Origin of the sequence: Agrococcus lahaulensis DSM 17612 (assembly GCF_000425105.1) — a bacterium.
GTDB lineage: Bacteria > Actinomycetota > Actinomycetes > Actinomycetales > Microbacteriaceae > Agrococcus > Agrococcus lahaulensis.
The window spans coordinates 260,063-274,570 of sequence record NZ_KE384303.1; the positions used below are offsets into that span (position 1 = coordinate 260,063).

Here is a 14,508-nt window from a genome sequence, read left to right on the forward strand (position 1 = left end):
TAGCGTGACCGAGGCGGCACCGCCGGCCGCCGACGGCCCACCCACCGACCGCCACCGATAGGAGCGCGCGTGTCCACAGCAGTCCCCGGCCGGGACCCCATCACGCCCGAGGAGCTCGAGCGCGCGAAGGGCATCATCCGCTCGATCGAGCAGTCGTTCCAGTCGACGGTCGTCGGCCAGCACCAGCTGCTGCGCTCGCTGCTCGTCGCGCTGCTCACGGGCGGCCACGTGCTGATGGAGTCGGTGCCCGGGCTCGCGAAGACGACCGCGGCCGCGACCCTCGCGAGGTCCGTCTCGGCCTCGTTCCACCGCATCCAGTGCACGCCCGACCTGCTGCCGAGCGACATCGTCGGCACCCAGATCTACGACCAGCACACGGGCGAGTTCCGCACGCAGCTCGGGCCGGTGCACGCGAACTTCGTGCTGCTCGACGAGATCAACCGCTCGAGCGCGAAGACGCAGTCGGCGATGCTCGAGGCGATGCAGGAGCGCCAGACGTCGATCGGCGGCGAGACGCACGCGCTGCCGCAGCCGTTCCTCGTGCTCGCGACCCAGAACCCGATCGAGCAGGAGGGCACGTACACGCTGCCCGAGGCGCAGCTCGACCGCTTCCTGCTCAAGGAGGTGCTCACCTACCCGTCGCCGACCGAGGAGGCCGAGATCGTGCGCCGCGCCGAGTCGGGCGTGTTCGAGCAGGGGCACGCCGAGCCGGTCGCGTCGCTCGACGACGTGCGGTTCCTGCAGGGGCTCGTCAAGCGCGTGTACGTCGACCAGGCGATCACCAACTACGTCGTGCAGCTCATGTACGTCACGCGCCACGCCGCCGATTACATCGGCGCGCAGCTCGCGGGCTACATCGAGTACGGCGCGAGCCCGCGCGGCTCGCTGTCGTTCTCGCAGGCGGCGCGCGCGCTCGCGCTCGTGCAGGGCCGCGACTGGGTGATCCCGGAGGACGTCAAGGATCTCCGGCACGCCGTGCTGCGGCACCGCCTCATCCTCGGCTACGAGGCCGAGGCCGACGGCGTGCAGACCGAGCAGATCATCGACGCCATCTTCGGCGCCGTGCGGACCCCGTAGGACCGGTCATGGAACGACGGCTGCGCAAGGTGAAGACGACCATGTCGATCCACGCGCACCGCCGCACCCTCGAGCTGCTCGAGGGGGAGTACCGGTCGATCCACCACGGCCGCAGCCACGACTTCGACGACCTGCGCGAGTACCAGCCGGGCGACGACGTCAAGGACATCGACTGGAAGGCGACCGCGCGCAGCCACGTGCCGCTCATCAAGCGCTACATCGCCTCCCGGCAGCACAACGTGCTCCTCGTCGTCGACTCGGGCCGCAACATGGCGGCGATCGCCGAATCGGGGGAGTCGAAGCGCGAGATCGCGATCCTCGTCGCCGGCGCGCTCGGCTACCTCGCCACCCGGCACGGCGACCGCGTCGCGCTGCTCATGGGCGACGCGGAGCGCACCGAGAGCATGCCGGAGGGCGGCTCGGAGGCGCACCTCGAGCGCATGCTGCGGCGCATCGACGAGGCGGTCTCGATCGACGGGCCGCTCTCGCGGCTCGAGGGCGTGCTCGAGCACGCCGTGCGGCGGATGCGCCGGCGCTCGCTCATCGTCGTGATCGCCGACGACCTCGCCTACACGCACGACCTCGACGTGCACCTCGGCCGGCTCCACACGCGCCACGAGGTGCTGTGGATCTCGATCGGCGACGCCGACCTCATGGCGCGCGCCGGCGACCACCGCGAGCTCGTCGGGGTCGACACCGGGCTCGGGCTCCCGTCGTTCCTGCGCCGCGACCGGGGCCTGCGCCGCGCCTTCGACGAGCAGTCGACGCTGCGCCGCGAGCGGCTCGAGGCCGGGCTCCGCTCGCTCGGCATCGCCTCGGTGCGCATCGGCGGGAGCGCGACCGCGATCGGCGGGCTCTTCCGCCTGCTCGAGAGGCACCGGCGTGCGCGTCGCTGAGCTCGGCGGCCTGCCCGCGCCCGACACCTACGGCCCGTTCGGCTACGGCCCGTGGTGGCTGCTCGGCGCGCTCGCGCTCGCCGCCGTGGTCGCGGCCTATGCCTTCGCGTGGCTCTTCACGCGTCCGCGCGGCATCCTCGAGCCGCCGCCGCCTCCCGCCGTGCCGATCGACGTGCGCAGCGTCAAGGAGAAGTACCTCGCGATGATCGACGAGGTCGCCGCGGAGCACGAGGCGGGCGAGATCGGCCCGCGCGAGCTCGCGCAGCGGCTGAGCCTCGTGCTGCGCTTCTTCGCGCACGAGTCGACCGGCGTCGTCGCCGAGGTCATGACGCTCCGCGACCTGCGGGACGCCGACCTCCCGGCGGTCGAGGGCGCCGTCGCCCAGTACTATCCCGCGTCCTTCCGGCGAGCGGCGAAGCACGAGCCCGAAGCGGCGATCGGCGCGGCGCGGCAGGTGGTGGCGACGTGGATGTGAGCCTGCTCTGGCCGTGGCTGCTCCCGATCGTCGTGGTGGTCGGGATCGCGCTCGCGATCGTCGGCCTGCTGCTGCCGAAGCGCCGCCGCGACCGCGGCCTGCCCGTCGCGCACGTCGACCGCATGACGTCGCTGCCCGCGTTCCGCGGCGCGCTCGCGCGCTACCGGCTCTGGATCGGCGCGGCGCTCGTCGCAGCGCTCGCCGGCCTCACCGTCGCCGGTGCAGTCGCCTCCCGCCCCTCCGGCATCCACGCGAACCAGGAGGAGGACTACAAGCGCGACATCGTGCTGTGCCTCGACGTCTCGGGCTCCATGGTCGACGTCGACGCCGAGATCCTCGGCGTCTACCAGGACATCGCGGCCTCGCTCGACGGCGAGCGCATCGGCATGCGGATCTTCGACGCCTCGAGCGTCATGGCGTTCCCGCTCACGAGCGACTACGACTACATCCAGGAGCAGCTCGGCCGCTACGTGCGCGCGCTCACCGGCACCCTCGGCCCCGACGAGCAGTTCAACTACCTCGCGGGCACCGCGAGCGGCCTCGGCGCCTCGCTCGTCGGCGACGGACTCGCGTCCTGCGTGCTCGACTTCGCCGACCTCGAGGAGAGCGAACGGCCCCGCTCGATCATCCTCGCGACCGACAACGTCGTGAACGGGCAGCAGATCTTCACCCTCCCGCAAGCCGGCCAGCTCGCGGTCGACAACGAGGTGCGCGTGTACGCGATCAACCCCTTCGACTGGGGCGGCGACATGGCATCCCAGGAGCTGCGCGAGATCGCCGAGGGCACGGGCGGCGCCTACTTCGCGCTCGACTTCGCGCAGACCGTGCCGCAGATCGTCGACCGCGTGAACGCGATCGAGGCCGGCTACATCGAGACGCCGCCGCAGATCCAGGTCGTCGACCGGCCCGGAGCGCTGCCGCTCGTCGTGCTGCTGCTCGTCGCGGCCGTCGTCGCGATGGCATGGAGGGCGCGGCTGTGATCACGTTCCACCCCACGCTCCCCGTGCTCGTCGCGGTCGTCGGCGCGCTCGCGCTCGCGCTGTGCGTGTGGCAGCTCGTCGCGGCGCGCGGCCGGAGGATCGCGTGGCTGCGCCGCTCCCTGCTCGTCGCGCTCGCGATCGCCATGGCGTTCCGCCCGGCGCTGCCCGGCGGCGAGGTGCCCACCGCATCCATCTCCGCCCGCGTCTTCGTCGTCGTCGACACCTCGCAATCGGTCGCCGCCGAGGACTGGGGTGGCGAGCCGCGCCTCGCCGGCATGCAGGAGGACGTCGTCGAGATCGCTCGCTCGTTCGCGGGCGCCGACATCTCGGTCATCTCGTTCGACTCGCAAGCGCTGCTGCGCGTGCCGCTCACCGACGACGGCTCCGCGGTCATCGAGATGGTGCGCGCGCTGCGCCCCGAGATCGCGCAGCAGTCGCGCGGCACGTCGGTCGCGGCGGCGCGCGACCTGCTGCGCACCGAGCTCGAGCGCTCCGCGGCGGCCGACCCGGCCTCGCCCGCGATCGTCTTCTACCTCGGCGACGGCGAGCACACGGCCGAGGAGCCGCCGCAGTCGTTCGCCGACGTCGGCGGGCTCGTCGACCGCGGGCTCGTGCTCGGCTACGGCACGGAGCAGGGCGGGCGCATGCGCATCTCGAGCTTCAACCCCAACGAGGACCGCTACCTGCAGGACCCCGCCGGCGGCGACGCGATCAGCCGCATCGACGAGGGCCGGCTGCAGTCGATCGCGAGCGAGCTCGGCGTCAGCTACCTCCACCGGCAGCCGGGCCTGCCGCTCTCCGACGCCCTCGGCCCCATGGCCGCGCTCGACGGCGCCGCGAACCTCGACCGCACCGAGGAGGCGCGGCTCGAGGTCGCGTGGGTCCTCGGCCTGCCGATCGCGCTCCTGCTCGCGTGGGAGGGGCTGAGCCTCGCGCGCTCGCTGCGCTCGACCCGCGGCATCCTGCGGACGGAGGCGCCGTGACCGTCCCGATCCCGCCGCGCCCGCGTCGCGTGCTCACCGACCGGCAGCGCCGGAGGCTCCGCTGGTGGCTCATGCTCGGCCTCATCCCCGTCGCGCTCGCCGTGCTCGTCGTCTCGACGAAGCTCATCAGCGTCAGCGCGCTCTCCGCGACCGCGATCGACCGCTTCGAGGGCCGAGCGTACGGCCAGGCGGCCGAGGCGGCGCGCGGGCTCGAGCTGTGGAACTGGGTCGAGCCGTGGAAGGCGCCCTTCGACCTCGGCGTCTCGCTCGCGATGGGCGGCGAGCTCGAGGAGGGCAGGGCGAAGCTCGAGGAGTCGCTGCGGCTCCACGGTGAGCCCGTCACCGCGGGCCAGGTGCACGAGCACTGCATCATCGTCGCGTCCCTCGCGACGACGATCGAGAAGCAGGGCGACGCGGCCCGCGAGGGTGACGACCGGGAGGGCGCGAACGCGTTCTACACCGAGGCGCTCGCGCTCATCGGCGCGACCCCGGGGGGATGCTACGACGAGCCGCGGGAGGGTGAGGCCGACACCGCCGCGCAGCTCGAGGCCGCCGTGCCGCGCATCGAGGAGAAGCTCGAGGAGTCGTCCTCCGGGGAGGGCGACGGCGAGGGCGAGGGCGAGGGCGACGCGGACGGCGAGGACGGGGAGCCGCAATCGCCCGAGGAGCGGCTCGAGGAGCAGAACCAGGGCGCCCAGACCGAGCAGCAGCAGCAGGACCAGTACGACCAGGACGGCGGCGAGCAGGGCGGCGGCTCGGGGGTCGAGCGGCCCTGGTGAGTCGGCCGGCATCGCCGGTCGCGCATAGGATCGCTGGGTGATCCGCCTCTCCGAGCTCTTCTTCACCACGCTTCGCGAGGACCCGGCCGAGGCCGAGGTCGCGAGCCACCGACTGCTGCTGCGCGCCGGCTACATCCGCCGCGCCGGGGCGGGTCTGTACTCGTGGCTCCCGCTCGGCCTGCGCGTGCGGCGCAACATCGAGCGCATCATCCGCGAGGAGATGGAGGCGGCGGGCGCGCAGGAGGTGCTCTTCCCGGGGCTCCTGCCGCGCGAGCCCTACGAGCGCACCGGCCGCTGGACCGAGTACGGCGACAGCCTCTTCCGGCTCCAGGACCGCAAGGGCGCCGACCATCTGCTCGCCCCGACGCACGAGGAGGTCTTCACGCTCCTCGTGCAGGACCTCGTCTCGAGCTACAAGTCGCTGCCGCTCACGATCTACCAGATCCAGGACAAGTACCGCGACGAGGCCCGGCCGCGCGCGGGCCTGCTGCGCGCGCGCGAGTTCACGATGAAGGACGCCTACTCCTTCGACGTCGACGACGCGGGGCTCGAGGCGAGCTACCAGCGCCAGCGCGCCGCCTACGAGCGCATCTTCGCCCGCCTCGGCCTCGAGCACGTCATCGTCTCGGCCGACGCGGGCGCGATGGGCGGCTCGAAGTCGGAGGAGTTCCTGCACCCGACGCCCGTCGGCGAGGACACGATCGTGCGCTCCGCGGGCGGCTACGCGGCCAACGTCGAGGCCTTCGAGACGCTCGCGCCCGAGCCGCAGCCGATCGAGGGTCTGCCTGAGGCGATCGTGCGCGACACCCCCGACACCCCGACGATCGAGACGCTCGTCGCCGACGCGAACGCGCGCTTCCCGCGCGAAGACGGCCGCGAGTGGACGGCCGCCGACACGCTCAAGAACGTCGTGCTGCGCCTCACGCACCTCGACGGCGCGAAGGAGCTCGTCGTCGTCGGCATCCCGGGCGACCGCGACGTCGACGAGAAGCGCGTCGAGGTCGCCTTCCAGCCGGCCGAGGTCTCGGCGGCCGAGGAGGACGACTTCACGGCCAACCCCGGCCTCGTGAAGGGCTACATCGGCCCGTGGTCGCCCTCGGGCGCCGTGCTGGGGGAGGAGGGTGCCACGCGCATCCGCTACCTCCTCGACAAGCGGGTCGTCGACGGCACGAGCTGGATCACCGGAGCGAACGAGCCCGGCAAGCACGTCTTCGGGCTCGTCGCCGGGCGCGACTTCGTCGGCGACGGGTGGGTCGAGGCGGCGAACGTGCGCGAGGGCGACCCCGCACCGGATGGGTCGGGTCCCGTCACGCTCGAGCGCGGCATGGAGATCGGCCACGTCTTCCAGCTCGGCCGCAAGTACGCCGAGGCGCTCGGCCTCAAGGTGCTCGACCAGAACGGCAAGCTCGTCACCGTCACGATGGGCTCGTACGGCATCGGCGTGACGCGCAACCTCGCCGCGATCGTCGAGAAGTCGCGCGACGAGCGCGGCATCGTCTGGCCGCGCGAGGTCGCGCCGTTCGACGTGCACGTCGTCGCGACCGGCAAGGACGCGGGCGTGTTCGAGATCGCCGAGGGCGTCGTCGCGAGCCTCGAGGCGCGCGGCCTCGAGGTGCTCTACGACGACCGGCCGAAGGTCTCGCCCGGCGTGAAGTTCGGCGACGCCGAGATCATCGGCGTGCCGCAGATCGTGGTCGTCGGCCGCGACGCGCCCGAGGGCCTCGTCGAGGTGTGGGACCGCGCGACCGGGGAGCGGCAGCAGGCGCGCATCGATGAGCTCGAGGCGGCGCTCGGGCGCTAGGCGTCGAGCGCCGCGCCCTCGGCGCCGCGGTGCCGGCGCGCGCCGAGGATGACCATGAGCACCGCAGCGACGCTCACGGCGGCGAGCACCGCGTCCGGGATCCACGTGCCGAGCGCCGCGACGTGCCACGCGAAGAAGAGCGGCATCGCCACGAGCGACAGTCGAGCGGCGAGGGATGTTGGTGCGGCCAGCACGGCGCCGACGCCCAGCGCGGCGGCCAGGCACGCGAACGACGCGATCATGATCGTCGCCTCCGGTGCGAAGGGATCGTCGACGAAGATCGTGCTCAGCCCGATGACGGCGCACATGGCGCACAGGACGATGAGGGTGCCCTGACCGGTTCGCACGAGGCGCGTGCGGCGGACGTCGCTCGCGGTGCCGCGGTCGCGGGTGTTCACGCTCATGATGGATCCGTTCCGCGGCCGACCCTCGGCCGCTCGACGCGACGGTAGGCGCCTCGCGCGGGCGAACGGGATGCGGCTGCCCTCAAGCTCGTTGCGGGCAGCCGCACGATCGACGTCCCGGTCTCGCGCGGGCTCGCCGCGCGGGCGGCGCGGTGGCAGGATGCCGACATGGCAGCGACGCCTCCAGCGCGGCCGGCGGTGACCGGCGTGCTCGTCGGCGCGCTCGCCGTCGCCATCGTCGCGAGCGCCGCCACCCTCGGGCTGCCCGCCGTGCCGGCGATGGAGGCGCTTCCGGTGATGCTCGTGCCGTGGATGCTCCTGCTCGCGGGCGCGCTCGGCAGCCGCTGGCGCGCCACCGGGTTCGTGTGCTCCCTGCTCGTCGCGATCGGGGTCGGGCAGCTCACGGCGGTCGCTCTCTCGGCGGGCGCGATCGTGCTGCAGCCAGGGATGCCGGGGACGGTGCTGCACCTGCTCTCCCAGCTGCTCTTCATCGCGAGCTTCGCGGCGCTCGTGCCGCTCGCCGCCGGCTACCCGGGCCCCCGCGCGCCGCGGTGGTCGTGGCTCGCCGCCGCGCCCCTCGTGCTGCCGCTCGTCGCGGCGCTCTCCGGTCCCACTCCCGCGGTGCTCGGCGGTCGCCCGCTCGAGCCGCTCGCGGAGACCCTCCCCGCCGCGATCGCCGACTGGGCCGCCGCCGTCTTCGCGCTGCCGATCGCGGCGGTCGCCGTCGGCCTCGCCCGCCTGCTCGCAGGTGACGCGGAGCTGCGCTCGCGGCTGCGCTGGCCGCTCGCGGCGCTCGCCGTCCTCGCCGCGGTCGTCGCCCTCGGGGCGGTCACCCCGGAGGAGTCGCGCATCGTCACGGATGCCCTCTTCCTCGTCACTGCGCCGCTGCTGCCGGTCGCGCTCGTCGCGGGCGCGATCGTCCGCACCGAGCCGGATGCCGAGCGCATGCACCGGGAGCTCGCGGAGATCGCCGCGCACGTCGCCGCCATCGGCGGCCGCCTCGAGCGGGCGGCGCCGACGGCCGCCGCCCCCGTCCCCGGATTGGACTCACTCACCCAGCGGGAGCGCGACGTGCTCGAGCGCATCGCCCAGGGCCGCTCCAACGCCTCGATCGCTCGCGACCTGCACCTGTCGGTCTCGGCGGTCGAGAAGCACACGAGCGCGGTGTTCGCGAAGCTCGCCATCGAGCCGTCGCCGGACGTGCACCGGCGGGTCGCTGCGGCGGCGGCGTGGCATCGCGCCGCCGGCGGCTGATGGGCGCCTCGATGCCACCTCCTCAGCGGCCGGTGCGGCGCTCCTCCTGCGGCGGCGCGACGGTCGTCCACTGGCCCGTGACCGACTCGACGTCCTGCCACACCTCGACCCCGCGGAGCTCCGGCAGCATGTCGCGCGTGAACACGGGGTCCTTGCCCGCCCGGCGCTGCTCGTCGAAGTTCTTCAGCAGCTTGAACGCGACGCCCGAGAGCAGGCCGATCGCGACGAGGTTGACGATCGCCATGATGCCCATGAGCAGGTCGGCGGTGTTCCAGACGGTCGCAGTCGCGACGACCGAGCCCGCGAACACCGCGACGACCGCGAGCGCGCGGTAGACGGTGAGCACGGTGCGGCTCTCGGTGATGAACTCGATGTTCGACTCGCCGTAGTAATAGTTGCCGATGATCGACGAGAACGCGAGCAGGAACACGATGACGGAGAGGGCGATGCCCGCCCACGCGCCGAGCTCGCCCGTGACGGCCTGGAACGTCAGGTCGATGCCGCCCTCGGCGCCCGCGAGGTCGGGCGTCGAGACGAGGATGATGAACGCGGTGATCGAGCAGACGAGGAACGTGTCGAAGTAGACGCCGAGCGTCTGCACGAGGCCCTGCTTCGCGGGGTGGGTGACGGCGGCCGAGGCGCCCGCGTTCGGGGCGGAGCCGAGGCCCGCCTCGTTCGAGAACATGCCGCGCTTGACGCCCTGCATGATGATCGTGCCGATCGCGCCGCCGGCGACCTGCTGGAAGCCGAACGCACCGGCGTAGATCTCGCCGAGCACGCGCGGCACCTCGGTGATGTTCATCCCGACGATGACGAGTCCGAGCACGAGGTAGAGCACCGCCATCGCCGGCACGAGCGACTGCGTCACCTTCGCGATGCGGCGCACACCGCCGAAGACGATGAGGGCCGTGAGCACGGCGACGACGGCGCCGATCATCCAGGGCAGCCAGGCGGCGTCGGTGCCGACGGTCGAGGTGACCGTCGCGACGATGGTGTTGGCCTGCAGCGACGAGAACGCGAACGGGAAGCAGACGATGAGGATGATCGCGAAGAGGATGCCCATCCAGCGCGCGCCGAGGCCGCGCTGCATGTAGTACGCGGGCCCGCCGCGGAAGCCGTCAGCGTCGCGGTGCTTGTAGAGCTGCGCGAGCGTCGACTCGATGAACGACGAGGCGCCGCCGACGAAGGCCATCGTCCACATCCAGAACACCGCGCCGGGGCCGCCGATCGCGATCGCCGTCGCGACGCCCGCGATGTTGCCCACGCCCACGCGGCTCGCCGCCGAGATCGTGAACGCCTGAAACGCCGAGACCGACTGGGTGCTGCCGTCGCGAGCCCGCGGCGTCTTGTCGGTGAGCACGCGGAGCATCGCCGGGACGAGGCGCAGCTGCACGACGCCCGAGCGGACCGTGAAGTAGATGCCGAGCAGGGCGAGCACCGGCAGGACGACCCACGTCCACCAGAAGTCGCCGGTCGCCAGGATCGCCTCGTCGAGAGCTGCCATGGCGCAGAGCATACGGGGGCGGTGCTCGGAGCCGGCCGGGCGGTAGACTGCTGGGTCGGCATCGCATGCCGGATGAGTCGTGACCCAAGGAGCCCACAAGTGAAGATCGATCTGACCGTGCTGAAGACCGTCGAGCGCGAGCGGGAGATCTCCTCGGACGAGCTGATCCGCATCATCGAGCAGGCGATCCTGCAGGCCCACGTCCGCTCGAGCGAGGGCAAGCCCGACCCGGCGGCCCCGCAGCCGCGCGTCGAGGTCGACCGCCGCACAGGCGAGGTGACCCTCTTCGAGCCGGAGCTCGACGAGGACGGCAACCGCATCGGCGAGTCGGTCGCGACGACCGACGACTTCAGCCGCATCGCCGCGACGGCCGCGAAGCAGGTGATCTTCCAGGCGCTGCGCGACAAGAGCGACGAGTCGGTGCTCGGCGCCTACAAGGACCGGGAGGGCGACATCATCGCCGGCGTCGTGCAGCAGGGCACGAACCCGCGCATGGTGCACGTGAAGCTCGGCGACGACATGGAGGCGCTGCTGCCGCCCGAGGAGCAGGTGCCGGGCGCCGAGTACAAGCACGGCCAGCGCCTGCGCGTGTACATCACGAAGGTCGAGCGGGGCCCGCGCGGACCCCAGGTGACGGTGAGCCGCACCCACCCCTCGCTCGTGCGCCGGCTGTTCGCGCTCGAGGTGCCCGAGATCGCCTCGGGCGCGGTCGAGATCGTCGCGATCGCTCGCGAGGCGGGCCACCGCACGAAGATCGCCGTGCGGGCGACGCAGCCCGGCATCAACGCGAAGGGCGCGTGCATCGGCGAGCTCGGCGCGCGCGTGCGGGCCGTGCAGGCCGAGCTCGGCGACGAGAAGATCGACATCGTCGACTACTCCGACGACCTCCCGGCGTTCGTCGCGAGCGCGCTGAGCCCGGCACGGGTGTCGGATGCGTTCATGCTCGACGCGAAGACGAAGGCCGTCCGGGCGCTCGTGCCCGACTTCCAGCTCTCGCTCGCGATCGGCCGCGAGGGCCAGAACGCCCGCCTCGCCGCGAAGCTGACGGGCGCGAAGATCGACATCCAGCCGGATTCGGTCATGGATGACTGAATCCGGCCGGATGGCGCTCTGAGCGGTCGGGAGCGGAAGGCCCGGTGGGCCTTCCGCGAGCGAGAGATCGACATCCAGCCGGATTCGGTCATGGACGAGGACTGACGGAGGCTCACGCTTGACTCCAGCGCCCGGGCGTGTCGTCCTGTAGAGTGGAACCCATCCGAACGTGTCTTGGCTGTCGCGCGCGCACCGAACCCGCACATCTCGTGCGGATCGCTGCTCAGGGCGGCACCGCGGTCGTCGACGAGGGTCGACGGCTCCCGGGCCGAGGCGCGTGGGTGCATCCGACGCAGCAGTGCGCGGAGCGCGCGATTCGCTCGCTCCCGCGGGCACTGCGCCAGCGGCACCTTGATACCTCGCCCATCGCACGGTGGGCGGACGGGCTCGCGTGAGTCCTGAACGAAGGAATGAACGGCACATGGACAACTGATGAGCAGCTCGAAATGAGACCCGTCAGCGATTGACGTCCGCCCTGTCCTGGGCGGACCAGGACAGGAGAGAAGTGGCAAACCCACGCGTTCACGAGATCGCCGCCGAGATCGGCGTCGAGAGCAAGGTCGCTCTGGCCAAGCTCAAGGAGATGGGCGAGTTCGTCAAGGGACCCGCCTCGGCGATCGCACCCCCGGTCGCCCGCAAGCTCAAGGCCGCCCTCGAGGCGGACGGCGTCGCCGCGCCCGCGGCCGCGCAGGAGAAGCCGGCGGCGAAGGCCCCGGCCAAGTCGGCCGCGAAGCCGGGTGCCGGGAAGGCGACCCCCGCCGCGCCGGCTCCCGCTGCGCCCGCCGCTCCGGCGGCGACCCCGGCTGCGCCCGCAGCCGCACCGGCGGCCGAGGCGCCGCAGGCCGCGCCCGCGCGCCCCGCCGAGGCGCCGGCCGCTCCGGCGACCCCCGAGAAGCCCGCCGAGGGCGGCGCCGCGGCGCCGACGCCCAACGCGATCCCGCGCCCGATGGGCCGCCCGGGAGCCCCGCGCCCCGGCAACAACCCCTTCGCGTCGACCCAGGGCATGGGTCGACCGCGCGGCGGCAACAACCCGTTCACGAGCAAGCAGGGCGCGGCGGGTCCGCGACCGGCGGCTCCGCGCCCCGGCGCCCCGCGCCCGGGTGCGCCCCGCCCCGGCTCGCCGCGTCCCGGCGCCCCGCGCGCCGGCGGTGCCGGTCGATCCGGCGGTCCCGGCCGTCCGGGCGGCTTCCAGCGCCCCGGCGCTCCCGCTCCCGGTGCTCCCGGCCGCGGCGGTCCCGCGTTCGCGGGTCGTCCCGGCGGCGGCGGCCGCGGTCGCGGCGGCACGGCCGGCGCGTTCGGCAAGGGCGGCGCCAAGGGCAAGTCGCGCAAGTCGAAGCGCACGAAGCGGCTCGAGTTCGAGATGCGCGAGGCGCCGTCGATCGGCGGCGTCAAGGTCCGGCGCGGTGATGGTGAGACGGTGCGCATGCGCCGCGGCGCATCCATCGCCGACTTCGCCGAGAAGATCGACGCGATGCCCGGTGACCTCGTGACCGTGCTGTTCCACCTCGGTGAGATGGCGACGGCGACGGAGTCGCTCGACGAGACGACCTTCGAGCTGCTGGGCGCCGAGCTGGGCTACAAGATCCAGATCGTCAGCCCCGAGGACGAGGACAAGGAGCTCCTCGAGTCGTTCGACATCGACATCGAGCAGGAGCTCGAGGACGAGACGGACGAGGACCTCGAGTACCGCTCGCCGGTCGTCACCGTCATGGGTCACGTCGACCACGGCAAGACGCGACTGCTCGACGCGATCCGCGGCGCGAACGTCATCGAGGGCGAGGCCGGCGGCATCACGCAGCACATCGGCGCCTACCAGGTGTGGCAGGAGCACGAGGGCGAGGACCGCGCGCTCACCTTCATCGACACCCCGGGCCACGAGGCGTTCACCGCCATGCGCGCCCGCGGTGCGCAGGTGACCGACATCGCGATCCTCGTGGTCGCGGCCGACGACGGCATCATGCCGCAGACGATCGAGGCGCTGAACCACGCCCAGGCGGCGAACGTGCCGATCGTGGTCGCGGTCAACAAGGTCGACAAGCCCGAGGCCAACCCGGCCAAGGTGCGCCAGCAGCTCACCGAGTACGGCCTCGTGGCCGAGGAGTACGGCGGCGACACGATGTTCGTCGACGTCTCGGCGCTCGCGCGCACCGGCATCGAGGACCTCCTCGAGGCCGTGCTGCTCACGGCGGATGCGGGTCTCGACCTGCGTGCGAACCCCAACAAGGAGGCGCGCGGCGTCGCCATCGAGGCGAAGCTCGACAAGGGCCGAGGCGCGGTCGCGACCGTGCTCATCCAGTCGGGAACGCTCCGGGTCGGCGACGCGATCGTCGCCGGCACCGCCTACGGCCGCGTGCGCGCCATGGTCGACGACCGCGGCGAGCTCGTGCACGAGGCCGGTCCCTCGATGCCCGTCCAGGTGCAGGGCCTCTCGAGCGTGCCGCGCGCCGGCGACACCTTCATCGTCACCGATGAGGACCGCACGGCTCGGCAGATCGCCGAGAAGCGCGAGGCCGTCGAGCGCAACGCGCAGCTGGCGAAGGCCCGCAAGCGCCTCTCGCTCGAGGACTTCAAGCTGGCGATGGAGCAGGGCAAGGTCGAGACGCTCAACCTCATCATCAAGGGCGACGTGTCGGGTGCCGTGGAGGCGCTCGAGGAGTCGCTCATGAAGATCGAGATCGACGACACGGTCGACCTGCGCATCATCCACCGCGGCGTCGGCGCGATCACCGAGTCGGACGTCAACCTCGCGACCGTCGACTCGGCCGTGATCATCGGCTTCAACGTCCGCCCGGACACGAAGGCCCGCGAGCGCGCCGCCCGAGAGGGCGTCGACGTGCGGTTCTACAACGTGATCTACGCGGCGATCGAGGACGTCGAGAACTCGCTCAAGGGCATGCTCAAGCCCGAGTACGAGGAGGTCCAGTCGGGTGTCGCCGAGATCCGCGAGGTGTTCCGCTCCTCGAAGTTCGGCAACATCGCGGGCTGCATCGTGCGCTCCGGCACGATCACGCGCAACGCGAAGGCCCGCATCATCCGCGACGGCGTCGTGCTCGCCGATGGCCTCGCCATCGAGTCGCTGCGCCGCTTCAAGGACGACGTGACCGAGGTCCGCACCGACTTCGAGTGCGGCATCGGGCTCGGCCGGTTCAACGACATCCAGATCGGCGACGAGATCGAGACGATCGAGATGGTCGAGAAGCCGCGCGCCTGACGCGCACCGACTGTGGGGCGGCCTCGGCCGCCCCACAGTCGTCTCATCCAGA

13 protein-coding genes are annotated in these 14,508 nt (G+C 72.5%); 11 read left to right on the top strand and 2 right to left on the bottom strand.

The genetic code is table 11. The features are described 5' to 3' along the window. Positions 1 to 69 precede the first annotated feature (69 nt). The 7 genes from H508_RS0110635 to H508_RS0110665 are packed head-to-tail and all read left to right on the top strand — an operon-like array spanning position 70 to position 6,991. Entirely contained in the window at positions 70 to 1,077 is a 1,008-nt protein-coding gene (locus tag H508_RS0110635) for an AAA family ATPase (RefSeq protein WP_026374044.1), read from the top strand. A gap of 8 nt (positions 1,078 to 1,085) precedes the next feature. Next, positions 1,086 to 1,973: a DUF58 domain-containing protein gene (locus H508_RS0110640; RefSeq protein WP_026374045.1), complete on the top strand. Its 888-nt coding sequence runs from the start codon at positions 1,086 to 1,088 to the stop codon at positions 1,971 to 1,973. Continuing rightward, complete coding sequence (locus tag H508_RS15900) at positions 1,960 to 2,448, top strand: hypothetical protein (protein ID WP_051223262.1); 489 nt, start codon at positions 1,960 to 1,962, stop codon at positions 2,446 to 2,448. Before H508_RS0110640 ends, H508_RS15900 begins: the two co-directional genes overlap by 14 nt. Beyond that, on the top strand, positions 2,439 to 3,428 hold the full coding sequence (locus H508_RS0110650) for a vWA domain-containing protein (protein ID WP_156906060.1): 990 nt from the start codon (positions 2,439 to 2,441) through the stop codon (positions 3,426 to 3,428). The genes H508_RS15900 and H508_RS0110650 overlap by 10 nt, the downstream gene beginning before the upstream one ends. After that, positions 3,425 to 4,411, top strand: coding sequence for a vWA domain-containing protein (locus H508_RS15905; RefSeq protein WP_035254878.1), 987 nt, complete (start codon positions 3,425 to 3,427; stop codon positions 4,409 to 4,411). Before H508_RS0110650 ends, H508_RS15905 begins: the two co-directional genes overlap by 4 nt. Then, complete coding sequence (locus H508_RS0110660; RefSeq protein ID WP_026374047.1) at positions 4,408 to 5,190, top strand: hypothetical protein; 783 nt, start codon at positions 4,408 to 4,410, stop codon at positions 5,188 to 5,190. The genes H508_RS15905 and H508_RS0110660 overlap by 4 nt, the downstream gene beginning before the upstream one ends. A 37-nt stretch (positions 5,191 to 5,227) precedes the next feature. Then, positions 5,228 to 6,991: a proline--tRNA ligase gene (locus H508_RS0110665; RefSeq protein WP_026374048.1), complete on the top strand. Its 1,764-nt coding sequence runs from the start codon at positions 5,228 to 5,230 to the stop codon at positions 6,989 to 6,991. Here the strand turns inward: H508_RS0110665 and H508_RS0110670 are convergent. After that, complete coding sequence (locus H508_RS0110670; RefSeq protein WP_026374049.1) at positions 6,988 to 7,395, bottom strand: hypothetical protein; 408 nt, start codon at positions 7,393 to 7,395, stop codon at positions 6,988 to 6,990. The genes H508_RS0110665 and H508_RS0110670 overlap by 4 nt on opposite strands. Before the next feature lie 168 nt (positions 7,396 to 7,563). Between H508_RS0110670 and H508_RS17705 the strand changes: the two genes are divergently transcribed. Then, positions 7,564 to 8,649 carry a helix-turn-helix transcriptional regulator gene (locus H508_RS17705; protein WP_051223264.1) on the top strand — a complete coding sequence of 362 codons (1,086 nt, stop codon included), beginning with the start codon at positions 7,564 to 7,566 and terminating at the stop codon, positions 8,647 to 8,649. Positions 8,650 to 8,671: 22 nt separating this feature from the next. Here the strand turns inward: H508_RS17705 and H508_RS0110680 are convergent, their stop codons facing one another. After that, a complete protein-coding gene (locus tag H508_RS0110680; RefSeq protein ID WP_026374050.1) occupies positions 8,672 to 10,153 on the bottom strand; it encodes an alanine/glycine:cation symporter family protein in 1,482 nt (493 codons plus the stop codon). 99 nt (positions 10,154 to 10,252) lie between these two features. Here H508_RS0110680 and nusA point away from each other — a divergent pair, with 99 nt between their 5' ends. From nusA to infB, 3 genes are all read left to right on the top strand, one after another. After that, positions 10,253 to 11,245 carry a transcription termination factor NusA gene (gene nusA / locus H508_RS0110685; protein ID WP_026374051.1) on the top strand — a complete coding sequence of 331 codons (993 nt, stop codon included), beginning with the start codon at positions 10,253 to 10,255 and terminating at the stop codon, positions 11,243 to 11,245. A gap of 152 nt (positions 11,246 to 11,397) precedes the next feature. Then, positions 11,398 to 11,640, top strand: a complete 243-nt coding sequence (locus H508_RS18015) for a YlxR family protein (protein ID WP_169514178.1) — start codon at positions 11,398 to 11,400, stop codon at positions 11,638 to 11,640. A 110-nt stretch (positions 11,641 to 11,750) separates the two neighbouring features. After that, positions 11,751 to 14,456, top strand: a complete 2,706-nt coding sequence (gene infB, locus H508_RS0110690; RefSeq protein WP_026374052.1) for a translation initiation factor IF-2 — start codon at positions 11,751 to 11,753, stop codon at positions 14,454 to 14,456. The last annotated feature ends 52 nt before the right edge of the window (positions 14,457 to 14,508 follow it).